This is a genomic window from Streptomyces decoyicus (assembly GCF_019880305.1).
Taxonomy (GTDB): domain Bacteria; phylum Actinomycetota; class Actinomycetes; order Streptomycetales; family Streptomycetaceae; genus Streptomyces; species Streptomyces decoyicus.
In genome coordinates this window covers 193,859-211,994 of the sequence record NZ_CP082301.1, presented here as the reverse complement: position 1 = coordinate 211,994, position 18,136 = coordinate 193,859, and the positions used below count along the sequence as shown (strand labels likewise).

Below are 18,136 nucleotides of genomic sequence, written 5' to 3'. Positions count from 1 at the left end.
TGGGCCGGGGCGTAGGAGCGAGGGAAGGTCGTTCACCGCCGTGCGGGGGCGTGGAGGCGAAGACCTGCCGATCACGCTCGGCTGTCTCATCGGTCTGCCCCGGCCGTCGAGGGCCAACTCGAGCGCGTTGCACTCGACCCGGCTGACCGGAAGCTGCACAGCACGCAGTCGGCGGTCTGGGGAGCCGGCGGCTTCGTGGCCAGGCGGTCCAGTTCCTCGACGGTAATCAGCCTCCGTGAAGCCGGATCAGGTGCCCGTCCCGTCCGTACGTGCTCAGGTGCCCGGCCGCTGCCGCATCCTCCAGGACGGCGAAAGCCTCGCGCAGCACGAGTGGCAGCACGGCCCTCTGGTCGGTGCGCTCGGGCCTTGTGGAAGAAGACGGGGAGGTCGGAACAAGCGTGGCCGAGAGCGAGCGGCACGGTGGCGCTCCACCCGGCGGCGCACCTACTCGGCCGCCAGGCTGTGCCCTACCTGAAAACCTGGTGCCTCTCCTGTGCAGGCGTTGCTAGCTTCGACCGTCGAAGATGGCGGCATCTGTCTGGAACTCGAGGGCTTCCTGAACACCGGTGCAGGTACGCGCAATCCAACTGCACGGGGCGGAGGGGCAGCAGGGGGCTCACTGGCCGCACCACTGTTCCAGCAGCGCTTGCGCTCCGCCGGCTTCAGGCTGGTGGTGCAGCCATTATCCGCCAACGCGCCCTGAGGGGCTGGCTCCGGAGCCGCGGGAGGCCGACCTTGCTGCTCTTGAGCCGGTTGTGGCTTCCACCGTGCCCCGGCCTCGCCTCGACCCCGGTTGGTGAGCCTCACCAAGAACGCCGCGGACATGGTCGCCGCGTGCACGCCCTGCCTGTGGACACGAGGATTACGTGGCAAGTCGAACTCCAGACGCTGGGTGCCGGATCGACACCCTTGCCGAGGAACAGATCACGTACCCGCACTCTTGGGATCGGAGCAGCGCCTGACGGCTCTTCAGCAGCCTTGACGGCTTCTCTCTGCACTGCACCGGCCGCGGTGGTACGGGCGGGCTGCCTGCCGCGGCCCGGTCTCGCGGAGCAGTGTCCCTTCTTCGATGCAGAGGGTGCTCTCCCCCGCGCGTCGTCGTTTCGCTGCTGCACCGGAACGCGCCTCACCACGCACACGGAAAGGCAAGGTGAGGCATGCTCGGCGACGCGCCAAGTCACCGAGGCAAACGATGAGTTGAGGGGCCGGGGGATGCCGTATGGACGTTGATGCCGCTGTATTCGATGTTTTCGGGACGATGACCGACTGGCGCTCCAGCGTGACCAGGGAGCTGGCCGATATCGGCGGCCGGGCCGGACTGGATGCCGACTGGCCCGCTGTCACCGACGCCTGGAGACGCCGCTACCGCCCGGTGCTGGAGCGGGTCCTGGGCGGAGAGCTGCCTTGGCGGCCGCTGGACGATCTGCACCGGCTCATGCTCGACGACGTCGTGGCCGAGCACGGCCTCGACGAACTCGGCGAGGCCGAACGGGACGCGCTCGTGCAGGCCTGGCACCGTCTGCGCCCCTGGCCCGACGCCGCAGCCGGTCTGGAACTGCTCCACCACACCCGTGTGATCACCGCGACGCTGTCCAACGGAGGTGTCGGCCTGCTCGCAGGCCTCACCAAACAGGCAGGGCTGCGGTTCGACTGCATTCTGTCGGCCGAGCTGGCCAGGTCCTACAAGCCCGACCCCCGTGTCTACCGCATGGCCGCAGAGCTGCTCGAGGTGGAGCCGCGACGGCTCCTCATGGTGGCCTGCCACCCCGACGACCTCGAAGCCGCCGCCGAGGCCGGGCTGCGCACCGCCTATGTCCCACGCCCGCTGGAGTGGGGGCCGGACGCCGAGCGGGTCGACCCACCCGCTGGGGTCGACCTCGTCGCCGACGACGTGATCGGCCTGGCCCGGGCCCTGGGAGCGACGGGTTGACCAAGGCCGGCCACAGGACATCCCGAGGAAGCGGGGACAGTCGGCACGGCCCGGCACGGCCCGGCACGGCCCGGCACGGCCCGGCGGTAGCGCGGCTGCCGCGGGCCGGAAGAACGCGACGGTGACGCTTGCGCCGGCTCCCCACCGGGCAAAGGAGGGCTGCGCCTACTCGCCTCCTGGGCCGCCACACAAGCAACCGGCTCGCCCTCGCAACAGGCAGCCGGCTGACCGTCCACTCAGGGAGGTCTCCGACGGCTTCCGCAACAGACACCACATCCAGGGTGAGATCGAGCGGGTCTTCCGCGACACACCCGGCCGGGCCGCGTGCCCCCGGCGTCTGGGTGCGCGTGCCCGGCGTCCGGGGCCGCGTGCCCCGGCGTCTGTAGGAACTGCGACCTTGCCCGAGCCTGCCGACTGCACAGCACCTCAGACGTCGGGCGTGGCCTGCCGCGGGAAGCGACAGGCCACGCCCGACTCGTTTCTCCATGCGGGCCTGGCGGGCAAGTGGTTCAGCGGCCGACGGCCCGGCGCAGTTGGTCCTTGTTCATGGTGGAGCGGCCTTCGATGTTCTTCTTCCTGGCCTCTTCGTAGAGCTGGTCTCTGGTCGGGCTGACGGGTCCGCGGTGGGAGCGTTCGCCGCCATGCTGGGGTGCGGATTTCGGATCGCGGATGGAGGTCTTGCTTGCGGTTTTGGCTTCGCCGGAGCGGGCGCGTTCCTTGTTCACCGTGCGGGCGGCGATCTCCTTGGCCCGCTTCTGCGAGGTGCCACGCTCCTCGGCCTGTTCCTTGATGTGCTCGTACTGCCGTTCACGTTTCTTACTGGATCCTGCGGGCACGGCTGCTCACCCTTTCTTCGGTCAGCTTTCCGGCGGCTCTGCCGGGGCAATACCAGTCCACGTCTGGTGGGCATGCGTCGCCACCCGGGCGGCGCATGCCGACGTCAGCCGGGGGAGAGGGTGCCGAGGAGGCCGCCGACCTGGGCCCGCGCAGGACGCGGGCAACATTGACCAGCGCCACCGATCCGACCGGGCGGTGCCCGTCGAGGACCGGCAGGCCGCGGACCCTGTGCCGGGTATGGAGCGCCGGAGCTCACGATCACGCGTGTCCGGAGCCAGTGTCCGCACTGCACGCAGGCTGGGTGCGCTGCGCCGCGCAGCCTCGGACGCTTGACCTTGCAGTTGCTGTAAGGGCAAACATGGCGTCATGTTGTCGATCAGTGAATTCAGCGAAATGTGCCATCTGACGCCGCAGACGCTGCGGTACTACCACTCCGAGGGTCTGCTCGTCCCGGCCCACGTCGATGAGCAGACCGGCTACCGTTCGTACCTGTTGGAGCAGGTCGAACAGGCCATGCTGATCACCGTCCTGCGGGGGACCGGGATGAGCGTCAAGCTCGTCCGGCGTGCTCTCGACGAGCCGGACGCGACCCCGGCCCTGTTGCAGCAGCACAGCGCAGAGGTAGCGCGCCAGCGGCAGGCTCAGGACGAGGCGATCCGGGACGCGCGCACGTTCTTCAACTCGTGGCCGGAGGTGCGCCGGCGCCACGCACCCGAGATGACTGTGGTGTCGAAGCCGGTGCCCGGCACGTCAGCTGGGCGCGACCAGCACGAGTGGTACGAGGCCGATGCCGCCATCGCCGCCACCGTTCAGGACATGGTCAAGACCGTGGAGTCCTGCGGAGCCGTGGTGTCGGGGCCTGCTTGGCACACCCTGGCCGGCGAGACCCCGGAGCAGAGGAGGCAGGCCCGCACCGGTGAGGGGCCGTGCTGGCTGGTGAAGGTTCCTATCACGGCGGACGAGGAAGCCCTGGCGGCGCTGCCCGGCGACGTCGAGGTGCAGATTTTCGAGGCCCGGGACGAACTGTCGATATTCATCCCGGGCAAAACCTCGATCGCCAAATACTGCACCGCGCTCTCGCGCCTGGCCCCGCGTCCCCTCGACGGCGCTTACGTCGACATCACCCGCATGCGTCACCTGCTGCACGACGACGGTGTCGAAACCACTGCGGCGATCTGCAAGCTCGACGAGATCAGCACGGACGGGTGAATCGACGAGCGGCGACCCCTGCGCACCGAGAAGCATCGAAAGTATCCGCCCACCACCCGTACCCACTTGCAGGACTGCCGAGGCTGCGGGCCCGTGAACGAGGTGACCCACTCCGGCCGGGACGCCGAGACCACCTGCACCGCGCCGTGATCGCCTGCTGCAGCGGCCACCGATCACCGAGTGGGGAGACATCCCCGAGGGCGTCGCCATGAAGAGGACCTGCTCGCTCATCCCGAGGCCATGGCCGCCCCGAGCAGGATGGCGTAGAGCAGGGGGAGCATCGCCAGGCCGAGCGCGGTGCCCGCGGCAGCCATGCGCAGGCCGCGCACGGAACGGCGGTGGGGGAGGAGCCAGGACCCGGCAAGCAGCACCATGGCGATCACGATCGCCCTCTCGATCCCGCTGGTATAGCCGTCGGCCCGGAACGTCATGTACTCCCACACAAGTGCGGGCAGACCAGGAAGCGACGCGACCAAAGGCGCCTTCCACCAGGTGGCATGGATGGGGGACTGGACGTCATCAATGACCATGCTGCCCACTCCAGCAGCAGTGCAAGGGGAACGCATCAGGTCTCGTACTCACCCCTCCGGGGAAAAGTACCCAATGCCATCCACCCACAGGAACAAGGCGGACCGGCCCACCCCAGGCGGGCTGGCACTTCGAGATGGAGACGACGGAGCAGTTCGGCTGAGACACGTCCCGCCATCCCTATCGATCGAGGGCCGCGAGCAGTGCCTCAGGATGTGCTCTCGTACGGACCGCCCCGGAAGTACAGGGCACGATAGGGCTGAGGGCGGTCCCCACGTTCATGGGCGGCATCGGACCGATCGGCGGGAGTTGACCGCTGGGCCAGCACGCGCAGCTTCTCCAGGCCGGCCAGGACATCAGAGCGGTTGTCAGACCTATTCATCCACCGTGGCAGCCGCGTGAGCATCGCCCTCTTCGGACTCGCCCCGTGCTCGCGCAAGGTGGCACCGACATAGGCCGACAGTTCGTTGACGTGCTCCTCGTTGTAGGCCCACAGGATCTGGCCGACACAGCGGGTCTGCAGCCACAGCGGCCTTCGGAAGAATGGATCCTCTGTGCCACCGGGAGCTGCTGCGGCCAGCCCGGCATCCCGAACTTCCGGCTCCCAATCAGTGACGGCACCACACCCTCGGCAGGCCAGGCGGCGTGGCTGGTACAACAACTCATTGACGTATTTGCGCTCAGGGAGGCCTGGCCGGGGAAGGACGAGAGCGCAGCCGCCGCATCGAGGACAGACCACAAGTATGTGGCCGGTGAACTGAGCCAGCCATCCTCCCCGGTCGTAGTGGCGGGCGGGACCGGTGCTCGGCTCAGAGTCCATGGCACACACCATTGCAGGTCCGCCCATGCTGTCCGCCCCCGGTCCTGCGGGCGCTGCCGCCGCCGCACTCACGCTCGGTGTCACGTTGCCGGCCTCCGCCGGCGACGCTCAGCCTTCCGCCGGGCGGTCCCACGCGGTGGCCGCCGACCACACCGCTGACCTCGGGGCATGGCCAAGAAGAAAACTCCTGCCCGGCGGGCGTGCGATAGGTTGGCCGCCATGACTGAGCTCGGCCCCGTCGCCTGGCCACCTGCCCCGATCAGGACAGCGCGGCTCGTGCTCCGTGAGCCCGAGGCCCGGGACCGTGCGGCGTTCATCGAGCTGTTCGCCACGCCAGAGGTGGGCACCTACATCGGTGGCCCTAGACCGCGTGATGAGCTCGAGCGCGCGGTGCCTGAAGTGCCCGGGCGGCGCCCTGGCCTCTTCGTGGTCGATCTCGACGGAGCGATGATCGGCATGATCACGCTCGATCGGCGCGAGGCAGCGCGTCCGGGGGACTGCCATCCGGATGCCGGGGAGGCCGGGCTCGGCTACATGTTCCTGCCGGAGGCGTGGGGATGATGCGGGTACGCCGCCGAGGCGTGCGCAGCGGCACTCGACTGGTTCACCGGCGCGCTTCCCAGCGAGCCGGTGGTGCTCTGCACCCAGACCGCCAACGACCGCTCGATGCGCCTCGCGGCGAAGCTGGGGTTCACCGAGGTGGAGCGGTTCGAGGAGTACGACGCCGAGCAGTGGTTCGGCGTGTGGACCTCGGTCACGCCGTCCGGCTGAGCTCGTGCCCGACAGCGCGACGGATCCACGAGGTTACCGATCGGTCGCCGGCCTCGGAATGGCGCCTGACCTCGTGGAACACGTCGGAGGGGGAGCGTACGGGGATGGGCAATGTCAGCCGCGCTGCGCGCTCGCCAACCAGGTTGAAAATGCCTCAGTATGGCGGGGTGTCTGATCTGCTGTGGGATGACGTTGCGTACTTCTTCGATCCTGATCTGATGGGTTCGCTGCCGGACGTGCATGTCCCGGATGCCTCGGTGGAGGACTGGCAGGCACTCCTCGATCTCGTCGGTGAGCGCGGCTGGAAGTGCCAGTACTCCGAGGGCGAGACGGTGCTGCCGTTGCCGAGGGCGGAGACGGTCCTCTCCCGCCCGGCCGACGCCGAGTTCCCTGAGCTGCGGGTCTGGCCCTCTACCGAGGTACTGGCGATCTTCCGTTTCCATGCGGCGGAGGAGATCGACTTCGATGTGGACCTGCGGGAGCTTCAGGGACAGGAACGGCTCGACGTCTTCTGCCGTTTTCTGCGGGATATCGGTCGGCGGCTGGGCAAGCCGGTGCTGATGGAGCCCGAGGGCGACGACGGTCATCCGGTGCTCGGATTCGATGTTGAAGCCGATCGTGTGGCTTCCATTACTTCAGCGACAGCTGTTGTGGATGAGTTTCAGCAGCAGTTGGCCGTCAACCTGCGCGGGAATGTTCACGAGAAGTGACGGCAATGCTGTGCCGCCGAGACGGACGGGATCGGTCGGCGTACGCGAGGAGACTCTGCTGCCCGAGTCCAGTCCACCGCGCTGCGCTACTTCGCCCGGGACAGCACCGACCACCGCAGCCACACAGAGCAAGGCAGCCTGGTCCGCCGCTACCTCATCTGGCGAAACCGACACGCCGACGACACCTCCCCCAAGCCGTCGGCTTCGCTCGAGCAGGGGGCGCCCCCTTCGTCAGGTCATCGCCCGAGCCGATGTGGCCGACCAGCGACTGCCCGAACGACCAGTCCTCAGCCCGCGGCCCTGGTTTTGATGAGTGGCACGTCCCGCGTGAACTGCCGGAACCCGACGCTGTAGTACAGCCCGCGCGCCTGGGGATGCCCCGGCGCACCCAGGCACGCGACCGTCATATGAGTGGCCCCGGCCGACCGCGCCAGATGCATCCCGTGCAGAAGCATCGCCCTTCCCAGCCCCCGACGCCGGTAGCCCGGATGCGTCCCTACCGGCTCGAACTCAGCAGTCCTGTTCGCTTCGTCGAGCCACATGATCGTTGAGGACGCCATCGTTCCGTCCGGCGCCTCCACCAGGATGTGCAGGTCGCCGCGATATGGCGCCGTCTTCCGGACGCCCTGGTAGCCCTCCGCCGTGTACGTCGACGGAGCCCAGGCGTCCAGATGGGCCTGGACCGCGGCCTTCGGCCCGGCCTCATCGGCGGTGCGGAACCGGAATCCGTCCGGCAGTACCGGCTGTTCCACGTCGGTGAGGTCCCGCTCGTTGAGCTGGGTCCAGGTCCCGGCGTCGCCGAGCGAGGCCGGGTCGGTCACGTAGTCGTGCGCCGCCCACCGCTTCAGGGCGAACTCATCGGCGGCGCTCGGCATCACCGTACGCTCGATGTCCGCCGCCGTGCCGTCGTACCAGTCGATCACCTCGTCAACCAGTCCGGCGTGGTCGGGATGGACCTGATACGCCAGATAGGCGCCGGTGACGTCCTTCACCGACCCGTCGCTCCGCCTCACCTGGTGCGGAAGACAGGCCCAGCTCCACGCCACCAGGTTCCCGCTGGAGAACCACAGTTGACGCGGCCAGCTCGCGCCGTCGCCGGCGTGCCCCTTCCCCCAGTTCCAGGCCAGCTCGCCGAACGTCGCGTCGCCGTTCACCAGGTCCGGGCGGGTGGCGGTGACACGCTGCGCCAGACCCTGCATGAGCTGCACATCAGCGGCGGTCACAAGCTCGAAGTTCGGCATAGTGCGCCACTGTGTCAGGACACCGCAAAACCGTCGAACCGTTTTCCGGGCACGCCGATCGCGGCAGTCAACAGCACAACGCCCGAAGCGCATCGTCGTGGTGGCGGAGCCGATGGCGGGCCGGGCAGCCATGCCCCTCCAGTACACCGTCCGACTGCGGACATCGACCGACGCGCGTCACGCCCCACAGAGCGAACGTTGCCTGATACGGCGCCAGTTGGCCTCGGCTACGGCTACGGCTACGGCTACGGCTGCGGCTCAGACTCGGGTGCAGGCGAGGCGGTAGGAGTCGGTGCCGGTCTCGATGATGGTGCCGTTGAAGGTGGGCCGGTCGACGATGGCCGGGCAGAGCCGGGGACGGTGAAGGTCTTCGTCCAGCCGCCGAACGACTCGTATGAGGCGATGGCGATGCTGTTCTTCTCCTCGCGTTCGGTGAGGACCGGGACGACGAATTCGGCGCCGTGGCGGTCGAGTTCCACGCGCCCGAGTTCGCCGATGCAGAGCAGGCCGACGCGGCCGTAGCGGGGGATGGTCTCGTTCAGTTGCCGCTCGTCGGCGGCCTCGACCAGCTCGTTCACCAGTTTCGTGGCGAGTGTGTAGCGGACGCGGTAGCTCCTCATCGCCGCCTCGGTGCCCCGGGCGATGAGCATGTCGGACTTGCCAGTGCCGGAGTCGCCGCGCAGGCAGAGCGGCGGGCTCTTCTTGATCCATTCGCAGCCGGCGAGGGTATGGGTAGGGGTGGCCGCATGGGGCCAAGGTGGTCGAAATCGCGGTCAGTTGCGGACTTCGAGACGCCGGACAGCGGGGGTCAGCTGTCACATCGTCGAGTTCGTGCGTCAGTAGGCCGCCGCCACCAGCAGTACACGGTCCTCCAGCGCAAGGCTCCACGGCCGGCCCTTGCGGATCGCGTCCGCGCGCTCACGCCGCGGTGCGGTCACCAACTTGGTGCAGGGCGGCGGTCCGGTTGTGCAGCGCGGCAGTCCGGGGCGGCCGCCGGATGGTGGTCAGGAGACGAAGTCGTGGAGGGCAGGCAGCGGAGCGGCCGCCTCGATCGGGCCTATGTAGACGACGGCCTCCTCGAACTGGAAGTAGGAGAGTCCTTCATGGCGTGGGCCGATGACGAGCAGGTTGTCCCCGCAACGCCAAGCTGCGTGGCGCCAGTCGCCCTCTCCCATGGCAAGGGTGCCGCCTTCGGCCGTGACGTCGTGCTCCGGTGGACCGAGCCGTTGGGTGAACGCGGCGACAGCCGCATCGATGTGCGCGTCGAAGACCTCACGTCCGGCGTCTGCCTGACTGGACCAGCCCGGCAACGTGCCCCACAAATCCTCGCCCCAGGCGTCGCCGTCCACCCAGTAGAAGTGGGCGAATGACAAGGCAAGGGCGTCCCCGAGATGGGCGAGATGCCCCTCGGCGGTGACGAATGTGTCTTCCCACGGCAAGTCGTCGCCGGCTTCGCACCAGCCCAGACGCCGCATCGCCGCCTCGGAGACTGCCCAGTCGCCCAACGGCAGTCCGGCCAGGCCGACGATCTGCTCCACCAGACGCGGGGTGATGGGGCATGCGGCGACGTGATCGGCAGGGTCTTGAGGTTCTTCGTCTGTCATGGCAGGACGATATCCGGCCGTACGTGCGTTCGGCGGTGGCCCCGCTGGACGACCTGGCCGCGACCGTATTGCGTACCGAAGGAGGCGAGCGTTCTTTTCGACGGACGCGAGCGGCGCGCACAAGCAGACCCTCAAAGCCTTTGCTCAACAGCTCGGCGAGATCATTCCCGGCCTGCGCAAGGCGCTGATCGCTTCGATCGTGTCCCACCGAGCCGTAGGCGGCGGCTGGAGCTGACGATCGAAAAGCCTTGGAGGGTGTCTCACGTGGCAAGTTTCGCGAGCTTCTTGTAGCAGGTCAGGGCGGCGGCCAGGCCGAGGAAGGCGAGGAAGTGCGAGCCGTTTCGTTCGTATCGGACGTTCGATGGATCAGCACCCACGACCGGCAGCATGCCGCACGAACATCAAGTCACGTGAGACAACCTCTAAGCCTTGATTGGTGCGGCCGACCTGGCGGCCTGCTCGATCTTCGCGCAGTAGGCTGCACGGGCTTCCTCGTCGATCTGCTTCTCGTGCTCGGCGCGCAACCCGGTCCGGCCGTCGAGGCCCTCGCGCAGGATATCGGCGTGCCCGGCATGCCGGATGGACTCGCCGAGGACGTGGACCATGATGGCGAACAGGTTCGTGTCGGCATAAGGCTCCGGCCACCACGGCACGTGGCCGGGGGCGTCGAGGGGAAGCTCGTTGATCGTCGCGTCCGAGTGTTCCCACGTGCGCCGGTAGAACCCGGTGATCTGATCGCGGGTCTCGTCCTCGGTCGCCCACAGATCGCTGCCGTTGGAGTCCTGCCACCGGGGCAGCGGTTCCGGGGAAGGGCGGTCGAAGACCTCGCCGAAGTACCTGGCCTCGACGGTGGCCACGTGTTTGACCAGGCCGAGGAGGTTGGTCCCGGTCGCTGTCAAAGGCCGGCGGGCGTCGTATTCGGACAAGCCGTCGAGTTTCCAGAGCAGCGCCTTGCGGTCCCGCCGCAGTCTCCCGTGCAGGTTGTCTTTCGCGAATTCATCGATCATGCGGCATGAGCCTGCCATGGGCTGCTCGTGGTCTCAAGATCCCGTATGTGGTCCGGAACGACTGGCAGAGCCGAGGCCTGGCCATGGCCGCCGCCCTGACCTGCTACAAGAAGCTCGCGAAACGTGCCACGTGAGACACCCTCTTAGCCCCGCCCGCGCGCGAAGTCGGACGCGTCCTGTCTGGCAGATGAGCAACGCCGAGACCCGAGTCGCCACCGAGTGCGGCTGGTCCGAAGCGGCGTGAACGGTGTGCTGGGGAGCGTGGGCACATCATGGCAATGACCCGTTCGAACTCCGCGCGCCCTCCCGGTGGTCACGGGCCGCAGCAATGATGAGCAGACCGCACGTGATCCAGGCGACTCCGCACACCTGCCCTTTGGCGGGTGGACATGCAGTGGAAGGAATTCACGTTGTTGCTTCTCATCTCCCCGGACAGCGTCGAGGAGGCCCTCGACTGCGCGAAGGCAGCGGAGCACCTCGACATCGTCGATGTCAAAAAGCCCGACGAGGGCTCGCTCGGCGCGAACTTCCCGTGGGTCATCAGAGCGATCCGCGATGCGGTCCCGGCGGACAAGCCGGTGTCCGCCACGGTGGGAGACGTACCGTACAAGCCCGGCACGGTGGCCCAGGCGGCGCTCGGTGCAGCTGTCTCCGGAGCCACCTACATCAAGGTCGGCCTCTACGGATGCACGACGCCCGATCAGGCCGTCGACGTCATGCGAGGGGTCGTCCGGGCAGTGAAGGACTATCGGCCGGACGCGTTCGTCGTCGCCTCGGGTTACGCCGACGCCCACCGGATCGGCTGCGTCAACCCGCTCGCGTTGCCCGACATCGCCCGCCGCTCCGGCTCCGACGCGGCCATGCTCGACACCGCGGTCAAGGACGGGACACGGCTCTTCAACCATGTTCCGCCCGACGTCTGCGCGGAGTTCGTCCGGCTGGCCCACGAGGCTGGTCTGCTCGCCGCCCTCGCGGGCAGCGTCAAGGTGGCAGACCTCGGAGTGCTGACCCGCATCGGCACGGACATCGTGGGGGTGCGCGGGGCGGTCTGCGAGGGGGGCGACCGCAACACCGGAAGGATCCAGCCGCAGCTGGTGGCCAACTTCCGGATGGAGATGGACCGGCATGCCCGGGAATACGCAGCCGTCGTCGCCGCGAGCTGACCGCCGGCATGGGCCCGGCTCCTGCTTCGCCCCGACGATCCTGGCCGCTGATCCCTCCGACAGCCCGGTGGTGACGCAGAAGCAGTTCGGTCCGGTGCTGCCGTACGGAAGCCTCGGCGAAGCCGTCGAGGCGGTCAACGACGCCGGCTTCGGGCGGGGCGGCTCGGTGTGGGGGACCGGCCTCGACCGGGCCGAGGCGGTGGACGTCCGGCTGGAGTGCGGGACTGTGTGCATCAACCACCACGCGGAACCGTCCCCAGCTCGGCCCTTCGCGGGCATCAAGCAGAGCGGTGTCGGCGTCGCGGGCGGGCCGTGGGGGCTCTACGGGGACCTCAGGCCGTTCGTCGTGCACCGTCCGCAGGAGGCGGGACGATGAGGTTCCATGCGGCGGTACTGCGCTCGTACGAGAGCCGGTTCGCCGTCGAGGAGGTGATCTTGAACGCGGGTCCGGCCGACGGCGAGGTCCTGGTCAAGATCGCGGGCTGCGGGATGTGCCGGACCGATCTCGCGGTCCGGCGTGCGGCGGGCCGCTCACCGCTGCCGGCGGTGCTCGGCCACGAGGGAGCCGGGGTCGTGGTGGAGACGGGCGGCCCGGACACCGGCCTGAGGGTCGGTGACCATGTCGTGCTGAGCTTCGACTCCTGCGGACACTGCCGGAGCTGCATGGGAGCGGCCCCCGCCTACTGTGACTCCTTCGCCTCGCTCAACCTCTTCGAAGGGCGCAAGGAGAACGCGGCGCGGTTCACCGACGCGGCCGGGGGCGAACTGGCCCCCCGGTGGTTCGGCCAGTCCTCGTTCGCCGAGTACGCGATGGTCCCGGCCCGCAACGTCGTCCGGGTCGACCCCTCGCTGCCCATCGAACTGCTCGGGCCGCTCGGCTGCGGCTTCCTCACCGGCGCCGGAGCGGTCTTCAACTCCTTCGGCGTCGGCCCCGGCGACACCCTCGCGGTCTTCGGCGTGGGAGCGGTCGGCCTGGCCGCGGTGATGGCGGCCACCGCCGCCGGGGCCGTGACCGTGGCCGTCGACCGGCACCCCGAACGGCTGGCCCTCGCCGAACGGCTCCGCGCAATCCCGCTGAACGCCGCCTCGTCCGACCTACCCGGCCGCATTCAGCAACTGACCGATGGCGGCGCCCAGTACGCGCTGGACACCACGGGATCGGCCCAGCTGATCAACGACGCGCTCCGGGCCCTGCGCCCGACCGGCCACCTCGGCCTGGTGGCACGGCTCCACACCGTGCTGCCGCTCGAACCGGGGGCACTGGACCGGGGCCGGAGGATCTCCCACCTCTGCGAGGGGGATGCGGTGCCGGGACTGCTGATTCCACGGCTGACCGGGCTGTGGCAGGCAGGGCGGTTTCCCTTCGACCAGCTGATCCGTACGTACCCGCTCGCCGACATCAACGAGGCCGAACGTGACTGCGACGCGGGCCGCGTGGTCAAACCCGTCCTGGTTCCGGAGGGGAGGGATCGATGAGCGAGGCGTTCAACGTCGCTCCCCATCTGATCGACTCTGATCGACCGCCATCCGGCGCCCGGCCGCGCACGCCGCACCGCCGTGGTCGGCCCGTCCGGCGAACTGCCCCACGACAGCCGGACGGAGTGATGAGCCGGGTGGCCGCAGGGCTGCGCGCCATCGGGTACGCCTCGAGGAACGGGCCGCCCAGAGCTGTGGCGTCGTGCGTTCACCGCGGATCCACCATTCGTATTCCGCGCTGTCCGGGGTCTCCGCTCGCTTTACGCTAAAGGGAGGACACATGGTCGGCACAGTCCATCGGAACACCGGTGTGGAAGACGTGGAAGGGGGTGTCGGCCTGACCGCTCTCATGGTTGCCGCGGCACGGGCGATCGAGACCCACCGCCACGACAGCTTGGCGCGGGACGTCTACGCAGAGCACTTTGTACTCGCCGCACCGGCGTCGGCGGACTGGCCGGTCCGCATGCAACAGGTACCGGACGGGGACGCGGACCCGCTGTGGGGTCGTTTCGCGCGTTACTTCGGCCTGCGGACGAGGGTCCTCGACGACTTTCTCCTCCGGTCGGTGCATACGGGCGCCCGCCAAGTAGTCCTGCTCGGGGCGGGGTTGGATTCGCGGGCGTTCCGCCTCGACTGGCCTCCCGGCTGCGTGATCTTCGAGATCGACAGGGAAGGCGTGCTGGCGTTCAAGCACAAGGTGCTCGTCGGACTGTCGGCCACCCCGAAGGCAGCGCGCGTACCCATCCCGGTCGATCTGCGCGCCGACTGGGTCGGAGCGCTGACCGACGCCGGCTTCGACACGGACGCACCGAGCGCCTGGCTGGCCGAGGGGCTGCTGTTCTATCTGCCCAGCGCCGCCGAGATGTACCTCATCGACACGGTGGACCGGTTGAGCGCGGGGGGAAGCGCCCTGGCGTTCGAGGTCAAGCTCGAAAAGGACTTGCTGGCATACCGCGACAGCCCGCTCTACACCTCGACGAAAGACCAGATCGGCATCGACCTGCTCCACCTGTTCGACGGAGAGCCGCGGCCCGACTCCGCAGGTGAGCTGGCGGGCAAGGGCTGGTCCACCTCGGTCCGTACCCCCTTCGACTTCACCCGCGAGCACGGTCGCGGCCCGCTACCCGAGCAGAACGACGCGCTGGCGGGCAACCGGTGGGTGTTCGCGAACAAGCCTTGGGCGGTGGGACACGACTGACCGGCAGAGCATCCGTCGCCCTCGCCGCCTTTGAGGGCCGGAGCATTCAGGCGCCGCCGCCGGCCGCCGCCGACGAAACGTTCTGCGACCACCAGTCATCGGGAACCTCTGAAGAGACAACGACATTGGCGTGGGCTTCAGGTCAGCACACCCGGACACTCCGAGCCGCAGGAAGCGAGCAGAGGAAGGCGAGCAGCACGTCACAGACGTACGACGTTGGGCACCGCGAAAGCACCGGCAGGACGGGTTCAGTGAGATAACTGGGCCGGCACCGTAGAGTCGAGGGCCTCTGCCGGGGCTCAGCAGGCCCACCACACACAGCCGTCAGTCCGTTGGCGCGGTGGTGGAGCGATCGCCGGGGCGGCCCGTCAGTCCTTCGGCCTCGCCGACGCCCTGGTGCAGAGGTATGGACGCGCGAGCAGCAGGCCGGTGCCGGTTATGGCGATGCCGAAGTAGACCGGCGCGAGGTGGATGAAGTCCAAGTAGTGGATCGCGCCGTGCACTACGACAGCCGGCAGGAAGCCGGCGGCCGCCGCCACGGCCAGGGTCCAGAACACCCAGGCTTCACCCCGTCGCCAGCCCCACGCGCTGAGCAGGACGATCGCCACCGCGGCGGCCATCAGGGCGCCGCCGAACCCCGCGCGGTCGTGGGCGACGAACGGCACAAGCCGAGGGCTCACGGTTTCCAGCGTCTGCGTGCTGGTGTCCAGGAAGGTCAGGTCGGTCGGCACGAAGACACCCGTCAGACCGACCACCGAGATCACTGCTCCGCCGACGAACAGCCCCGCTCCCGTGACGATCAGCAGCAGTTGGCCGACCAGCGCCCGTCGGCGCTCCGGCTCAGGCCCCTCGGGCGCCAGGCGCCACCGCGGCGCGTGCGGGGTCCGCCGGACCGCGGCCACGAACATCGGGAACAGCACGATGGCGGTGGCCGTGTGCAGGGGCTCCACGAAGTCGGTAGCCAGGAAGTAGAACAAGGTGGGGAAGCCGATCACCCCCGAGAGCAGATACACCTCACGGGCCCAGGGCCAGCCGCGTCTGATCCCGCCCACGGCAAGGCCGGTGTAGAGGGCGCCGATCGCTACCATCGTGCCGGCCATGGTGATCCGGTCGTGCTGGAGGAAGTGCACGAGGTGATGGTTGGCGGCATGCAGTTCGTGCAGCGTCATGCCGAGGTAGTCACGGTCGTACCAGAGGAGCACCGGCCCGAGTGTGATCGCCGCAGCGCCGAGTCCGGCGCCCGTCATACCGAGCCCGACCAGCAGGGCCCACCACCAGGCGGGCCAGCGGCGGGGATCGCGGCCGACCTCCCGTAGCAGCGGAGCGGGCGCGGTGGGTGTGGCTGCCTCGGTGACCCGTGCGAACCAACCGGGTCCGGCCGCGACGAGCACCCGGGGCCGGGCGAGCACCACGGCGCCTGGCTCCTCGATCGTGGCGGCCGCGGCGGTGACCGACGGGTCGGCGACACGGACTATGTGCGGATCCTCGCTGTCGGTGAACCCGTCGACATGGGGTTTGAGGGCGGTCTCGGCCTCCGGGTCGCAGGCGCGGACAACCAGCGGAATCGAGCGGCCGGCAGCGGCCTCGCGTACGGTCTCCACGTCGGCTGCCGAGACGGGCCCCACCTCGACGACACCGGCCCCGAGCGGGGACATGGCGCGTACCGTGTCGCGGGCGAGCGAGGGCGGGACGGATATGCCGAGGCGGACAGTGACGGGCACGCCGGCGATCTCGCCGGCGAGCCGCTCGGGCGGATGACGGTGGCCGAACCCTCGGGCGATCAGTCGCGCGCCGGCGGGACGGGAGCCGATCGAGGCCAACAGCCGCAGCGCGGTGCGCTGCGAACGGCGCCGGCCGAGGACGGCAGCGGCCAAGCCGCGCAGCGGGTGGTATGTCCAGTCCGGCATCAGGGTCTCTCGCTCTCCGTCGCGGTCACCGGGCTCCCGGGCGCAGTCCAGTCGAGCACCGGCGTCATGGAACGCAGCGTCGCCCGCGTCGGCATCAGCCGGGCGGCCGTGTCGCGCAGCAGCACCGCGGGCAGCCACGACAGCTGGCCGACTGCGCCGAGCCGGGCGGAGCGGCGTGTGATGGCCTGGGTCCGCGGGCGGCGCAGCAGGTCGTACGAGCGGAGCGCGGCAGCAACGTCCGGGGGGCCGTCGAGGCAGTGGGCGAGGGTGACCGCGTCCTCGAGTGCCTGGCACGCGCCCTGGCCCAGATTAGGGGTCATGGCATGGGCCGCGTCGCCCAGCAGCGCGACCCGGCCGCGGACGAAGGAGGGCAGCGGCGGCAGGTCGTACAGGTCGTGCCTCAGCACCGCGTCGGCGGGGACGGCGGCCAGCAGGGCGGGGATGGGAGCCGGCCAGGACCCGAACCGGCGCAGCAGTTCGGCGTACTCGGACGAGCCTGAGGCTGCTCCCGCCGGCAGCGACGCGGTCGCGAAGCAGTACATCCGCCTGCCCGGCAGCGCTGTGTATCCGAACCTCTCCCCGCGGCCCCAGGTCGCGGCGCCTTCGGAGGGCGGCTCGGCGAGGGGCTCGGTGACCATGCGCCAGGCGGTGTAACCGGCGTACCGGGGGCCGGCCGCGTCGGACCACAGGGCGCGACGGACCGCACTGCGCAGCCCGTCGGCGCCGACCACGAGGTCGGGCCGGGACTCGCCCTGACGGTGAACGACGACCGGACGGTGACCGTCGTCGCGGACCGCGGACACCTCGCTGCCCGACCGCAGGCTGTCGGCGGGCAGCGCCTCGGTGAGCACCCGCAACAGGTCCGCGCGGTGCAGGACCACCAGAGGATGGCCGAAGCGACGCGTCAGCTCCGCGTTGTCCGTACGGGACAGCCAGCGGCCCCGGCGGTCGCGTACGCCGCCGGTGGCCTCGACGGCGCCGAGTGCCCGGACGGCGCCGGCCAGGCCGAGCACCTCAAGTGCTTGCAGCGCGTTCGGCCACAGGGAGATGCCGGCGCCGATCTCAGTGAACTCCCGGGACCGTTCCAGCACCTCGACGCGCCAGCCCCGGCGGTGCAGGGCGATGGCCGCCGCGAGCCCGCCGATCCCGCCGCCGACGATGGTCGCGGCGCGCTGCGGCATGGGTCCTCGCTCTGGCTTCGGGTGCGCCGCCCCGGTCAAGTGGCGGTCGATTCGGTGCCCGAGCGGCATGTGCGACGCGACGCAGGTCCGGCTGAGCAGCGCCTCATAGCAACATGTCGACAGACGCCTGTCAACGTGCCGAGGGCGGACCGGCCAGGAGCAACTGGATCTCGCGGACGGCCTGGTAGAGCGTCAGGCCGGCACCGTTTCTTTTGGGGCTCCGGTCTTTTGGGGCTCCGGGCCGGTCGCTGGAGTGTGCAGAAGGCCTGGGCGGCGGAGACGAGGGTGACGTGGTGATGCCAGCCGTTCAGGTGCGGCCCTCGAAAGGGGCCAGGACCAGGGCCTGTTCCCTCTCGCGGTAGTCACGCTCGATCCGCCGGCGGAACTTGGCCAGCCGCACGAGCATAGTGAGCGGGTGCCGTCGGGCAGGTTGGAGACCCAGAACTGCACCTCCCGGTGGGCGGGCGAGGTCATCGGTGGCGCCGGCATCTCCGGCGGCAGCTACGAGCAGGACCAGCGGGTCGCAGAAGCCGCGCTCAGCTCGCTTGGCTTCG

At 69.4% G+C, this 18,136-nt stretch carries 15 protein-coding genes and 7 pseudogenes; 11 read left to right on the top strand and 11 right to left on the bottom strand.

Annotation, left to right across the window (positions count from 1 at the left end):
• Nucleotides 1–1,219 precede the first annotated feature (1,219 nt).
• On the top strand, nt 1,220–1,930 hold the full coding sequence (locus K7C20_RS00945) for a haloacid dehalogenase type II (RefSeq protein WP_030075085.1): 711 nt from the start codon (nt 1,220–1,222) through the stop codon (nt 1,928–1,930).
• 509 nt (nt 1,931–2,439) lie between these two features.
• On the opposite strand, the gene K7C20_RS00940 is transcribed toward K7C20_RS00945, so the two are convergent.
• Nucleotides 2,440–2,766 carry a hypothetical protein gene (locus K7C20_RS00940; protein WP_053209370.1) on the bottom strand — a complete coding sequence of 109 codons (327 nt, stop codon included), beginning with the start codon at nt 2,764–2,766 and terminating at the stop codon, nt 2,440–2,442.
• Between the two features lie 370 nt (nt 2,767–3,136).
• On the opposite strand from K7C20_RS00940, the gene K7C20_RS00935 reads away from it, so the two are divergent.
• Nucleotides 3,137–3,976, top strand: coding sequence for a MerR family transcriptional regulator (locus K7C20_RS00935; protein WP_222892553.1), 840 nt, complete (start codon nt 3,137–3,139; stop codon nt 3,974–3,976).
• Nucleotides 3,977–4,203: 227 nt separating this feature from the next.
• Here K7C20_RS00935 and K7C20_RS00930 read toward each other — a convergent pair whose 3' ends face one another.
• Nucleotides 4,204–4,506 (bottom strand): hypothetical protein, encoded by a 303-nt coding sequence (locus K7C20_RS00930; protein ID WP_030075089.1) that lies wholly within the window; start codon nt 4,504–4,506, stop codon nt 4,204–4,206.
• A gap of 1,037 nt (nt 4,507–5,543) precedes the next feature.
• On the opposite strand from K7C20_RS00930, the pseudogene K7C20_RS00925 reads away from it, so the two are divergent.
• The 3 genes and pseudogenes from K7C20_RS00925 to K7C20_RS39180 form a co-directional block, all read left to right on the top strand.
• Nucleotides 5,544–6,095, top strand: a pseudogene (locus K7C20_RS00925) (GNAT family N-acetyltransferase).
• A gap of 167 nt (nt 6,096–6,262) precedes the next feature.
• On the top strand, nt 6,263–6,805 hold the full coding sequence (locus tag K7C20_RS00920) for a hypothetical protein (protein WP_245171287.1): 543 nt from the start codon (nt 6,263–6,265) through the stop codon (nt 6,803–6,805).
• Between the two features lie 69 nt (nt 6,806–6,874).
• Nucleotides 6,875–6,988: pseudogene (locus K7C20_RS39180) on the top strand (IS630 family transposase); the annotation flags it as partial.
• Nucleotides 6,989–7,092: 104 nt separating this feature from the next.
• Here the strand turns inward: K7C20_RS39180 and K7C20_RS00915 are convergent.
• The 4 genes and pseudogenes from K7C20_RS00915 to K7C20_RS00900 form a co-directional block, all read right to left on the bottom strand.
• Nucleotides 7,093–8,046: a GNAT family N-acetyltransferase gene (locus tag K7C20_RS00915; RefSeq protein WP_030075092.1), complete on the bottom strand. Its 954-nt coding sequence runs from the start codon at nt 8,044–8,046 to the stop codon at nt 7,093–7,095.
• A 258-nt stretch (nt 8,047–8,304) separates the two neighbouring features.
• Nucleotides 8,305–8,777 (bottom strand): annotated as a pseudogene (locus tag K7C20_RS00910) (ATP-binding protein); the annotation flags it as partial.
• Nucleotides 8,778–8,791: 14 nt separating this feature from the next.
• A pseudogene (locus K7C20_RS00905) lies at nt 8,792–9,026 on the bottom strand (IS5/IS1182 family transposase); the annotation flags it as partial.
• Between the two features lie 24 nt (nt 9,027–9,050).
• The gene (locus K7C20_RS00900; RefSeq protein WP_030075093.1) at nt 9,051–9,650 is read right to left on the bottom strand and encodes a hypothetical protein; all 600 of its coding nucleotides are present in this window, start codon (nt 9,648–9,650) and stop codon (nt 9,051–9,053) included.
• Between K7C20_RS00900 and K7C20_RS00895 the strand changes: the two genes are divergently transcribed.
• Nucleotides 9,649–9,885, top strand: a complete 237-nt coding sequence (locus K7C20_RS00895; RefSeq protein WP_150127251.1) for a hypothetical protein — start codon at nt 9,649–9,651, stop codon at nt 9,883–9,885. The genes K7C20_RS00900 and K7C20_RS00895 overlap by 2 nt on opposite strands.
• Nucleotides 9,886–9,910: 25 nt before the next feature.
• On the opposite strand, the pseudogene K7C20_RS37980 reads toward K7C20_RS00895, so the two are convergent.
• Together K7C20_RS37980 and K7C20_RS00890 are read right to left on the bottom strand one after the other, a co-directional pair.
• A pseudogene (locus K7C20_RS37980) lies at nt 9,911–10,003 on the bottom strand (IS5/IS1182 family transposase); the annotation flags it as partial.
• A 69-nt stretch (nt 10,004–10,072) separates the two neighbouring features.
• Entirely contained in the window at nt 10,073–10,657 is a 585-nt protein-coding gene (locus K7C20_RS00890; protein ID WP_030075094.1) for a DinB family protein, read from the bottom strand.
• 5 nt (nt 10,658–10,662) lie between these two features.
• Here K7C20_RS00890 and K7C20_RS38925 point away from each other — a divergent pair, with 5 nt between their 5' ends.
• The 5 genes and pseudogenes from K7C20_RS38925 (at nt 10,663) to K7C20_RS00870 (ending at nt 14,494) form a co-directional block, all read left to right on the top strand.
• Entirely contained in the window at nt 10,663–10,791 is a 129-nt protein-coding gene (locus tag K7C20_RS38925) for a hypothetical protein (RefSeq protein WP_259670628.1), read from the top strand.
• A gap of 255 nt (nt 10,792–11,046) precedes the next feature.
• Nucleotides 11,047–11,820 (top strand): (5-formylfuran-3-yl)methyl phosphate synthase, encoded by a 774-nt coding sequence (locus K7C20_RS00885; protein ID WP_030075095.1) that lies wholly within the window; start codon nt 11,047–11,049, stop codon nt 11,818–11,820.
• Nucleotides 11,813–12,196 (top strand): annotated as a pseudogene (locus K7C20_RS00880) (aldehyde dehydrogenase family protein); the annotation flags it as partial. The gene K7C20_RS00885 and the pseudogene K7C20_RS00880, both read left to right, overlap by 8 nt.
• Nucleotides 12,193–13,296 (top strand): NAD(P)-dependent alcohol dehydrogenase, encoded by a 1,104-nt coding sequence (locus K7C20_RS00875; RefSeq protein WP_053209371.1) that lies wholly within the window; start codon nt 12,193–12,195, stop codon nt 13,294–13,296. The pseudogene K7C20_RS00880 and the gene K7C20_RS00875, both read left to right, overlap by 4 nt.
• 280 nt (nt 13,297–13,576) lie before the next feature.
• A complete protein-coding gene (locus tag K7C20_RS00870; RefSeq protein WP_030075099.1) occupies nt 13,577–14,494 on the top strand; it encodes a class I SAM-dependent methyltransferase in 918 nt (305 codons plus the stop codon).
• Between the two features lie 368 nt (nt 14,495–14,862).
• Here K7C20_RS00870 and K7C20_RS00865 read toward each other — a convergent pair whose 3' ends face one another.
• The 3 genes and pseudogenes from K7C20_RS00865 to K7C20_RS00855 form a co-directional block, all read right to left on the bottom strand.
• Nucleotides 14,863–16,401, bottom strand: a complete 1,539-nt coding sequence (locus K7C20_RS00865; RefSeq protein ID WP_053209372.1) for a hypothetical protein — start codon at nt 16,399–16,401, stop codon at nt 14,863–14,865.
• Nucleotides 16,401–17,582, bottom strand: coding sequence for an FAD-dependent monooxygenase (locus K7C20_RS00860; protein WP_030075101.1), 1,182 nt, complete (start codon nt 17,580–17,582; stop codon nt 16,401–16,403). The genes K7C20_RS00865 and K7C20_RS00860 overlap by 1 nt, the downstream gene beginning before the upstream one ends.
• Before the next feature lie 215 nt (nt 17,583–17,797).
• A pseudogene (locus K7C20_RS00855) lies at nt 17,798–18,032 on the bottom strand (IS701 family transposase); the annotation flags it as partial.
• Between the last annotated feature and the right edge of the window lie 104 nt (nt 18,033–18,136).

What these genes read in the sequence shown, in the direction of transcription:
- K7C20_RS00890 (WP_030075094.1), bottom strand. Translation starts at nt 10,657, where the DNA reads ATGATCGATGAATTCGCGAAAGACAACCTGCACGGGAGACTGCGGCGG.
- K7C20_RS00945 (WP_030075085.1), top strand. Translation starts at nt 1,220, where the DNA reads ATGGACGTTGATGCCGCTGTATTCGATGTTTTCGGGACGATGACCGAC.
- K7C20_RS00900 (WP_030075093.1), bottom strand. Translation starts at nt 9,650, where the DNA reads ATGACAGACGAAGAACCTCAAGACCCTGCCGATCACGTCGCCGCATGC.
- K7C20_RS00895 (WP_150127251.1), top strand. Translation starts at nt 9,649, where the DNA reads ATGGCAGGACGATATCCGGCCGTACGTGCGTTCGGCGGTGGCCCCGCT.
- K7C20_RS00930 (WP_030075089.1), bottom strand. Translation starts at nt 4,506, where the DNA reads ATGGTCATTGATGACGTCCAGTCCCCCATCCATGCCACCTGGTGGAAG.
- K7C20_RS00860 (WP_030075101.1), bottom strand. Translation starts at nt 17,582, where the DNA reads ATGCCGCAGCGCGCCGCGACCATCGTCGGCGGCGGGATCGGCGGGCTC.
- K7C20_RS38925 (WP_259670628.1), top strand. Translation starts at nt 10,663, where the DNA reads ATGAGCCTGCCATGGGCTGCTCGTGGTCTCAAGATCCCGTATGTGGTC.
- K7C20_RS00865 (WP_053209372.1), bottom strand. Translation starts at nt 16,401, where the DNA reads ATGCCGGACTGGACATACCACCCGCTGCGCGGCTTGGCCGCTGCCGTC.
- K7C20_RS00915 (WP_030075092.1), bottom strand. Translation starts at nt 8,046, where the DNA reads ATGCCGAACTTCGAGCTTGTGACCGCCGCTGATGTGCAGCTCATGCAG.
- K7C20_RS00870 (WP_030075099.1), top strand. Translation starts at nt 13,577, where the DNA reads ATGGTCGGCACAGTCCATCGGAACACCGGTGTGGAAGACGTGGAAGGG.
- K7C20_RS00885 (WP_030075095.1), top strand. Translation starts at nt 11,047, where the DNA reads ATGCAGTGGAAGGAATTCACGTTGTTGCTTCTCATCTCCCCGGACAGC.
- K7C20_RS00875 (WP_053209371.1), top strand. Translation starts at nt 12,193, where the DNA reads ATGAGGTTCCATGCGGCGGTACTGCGCTCGTACGAGAGCCGGTTCGCC.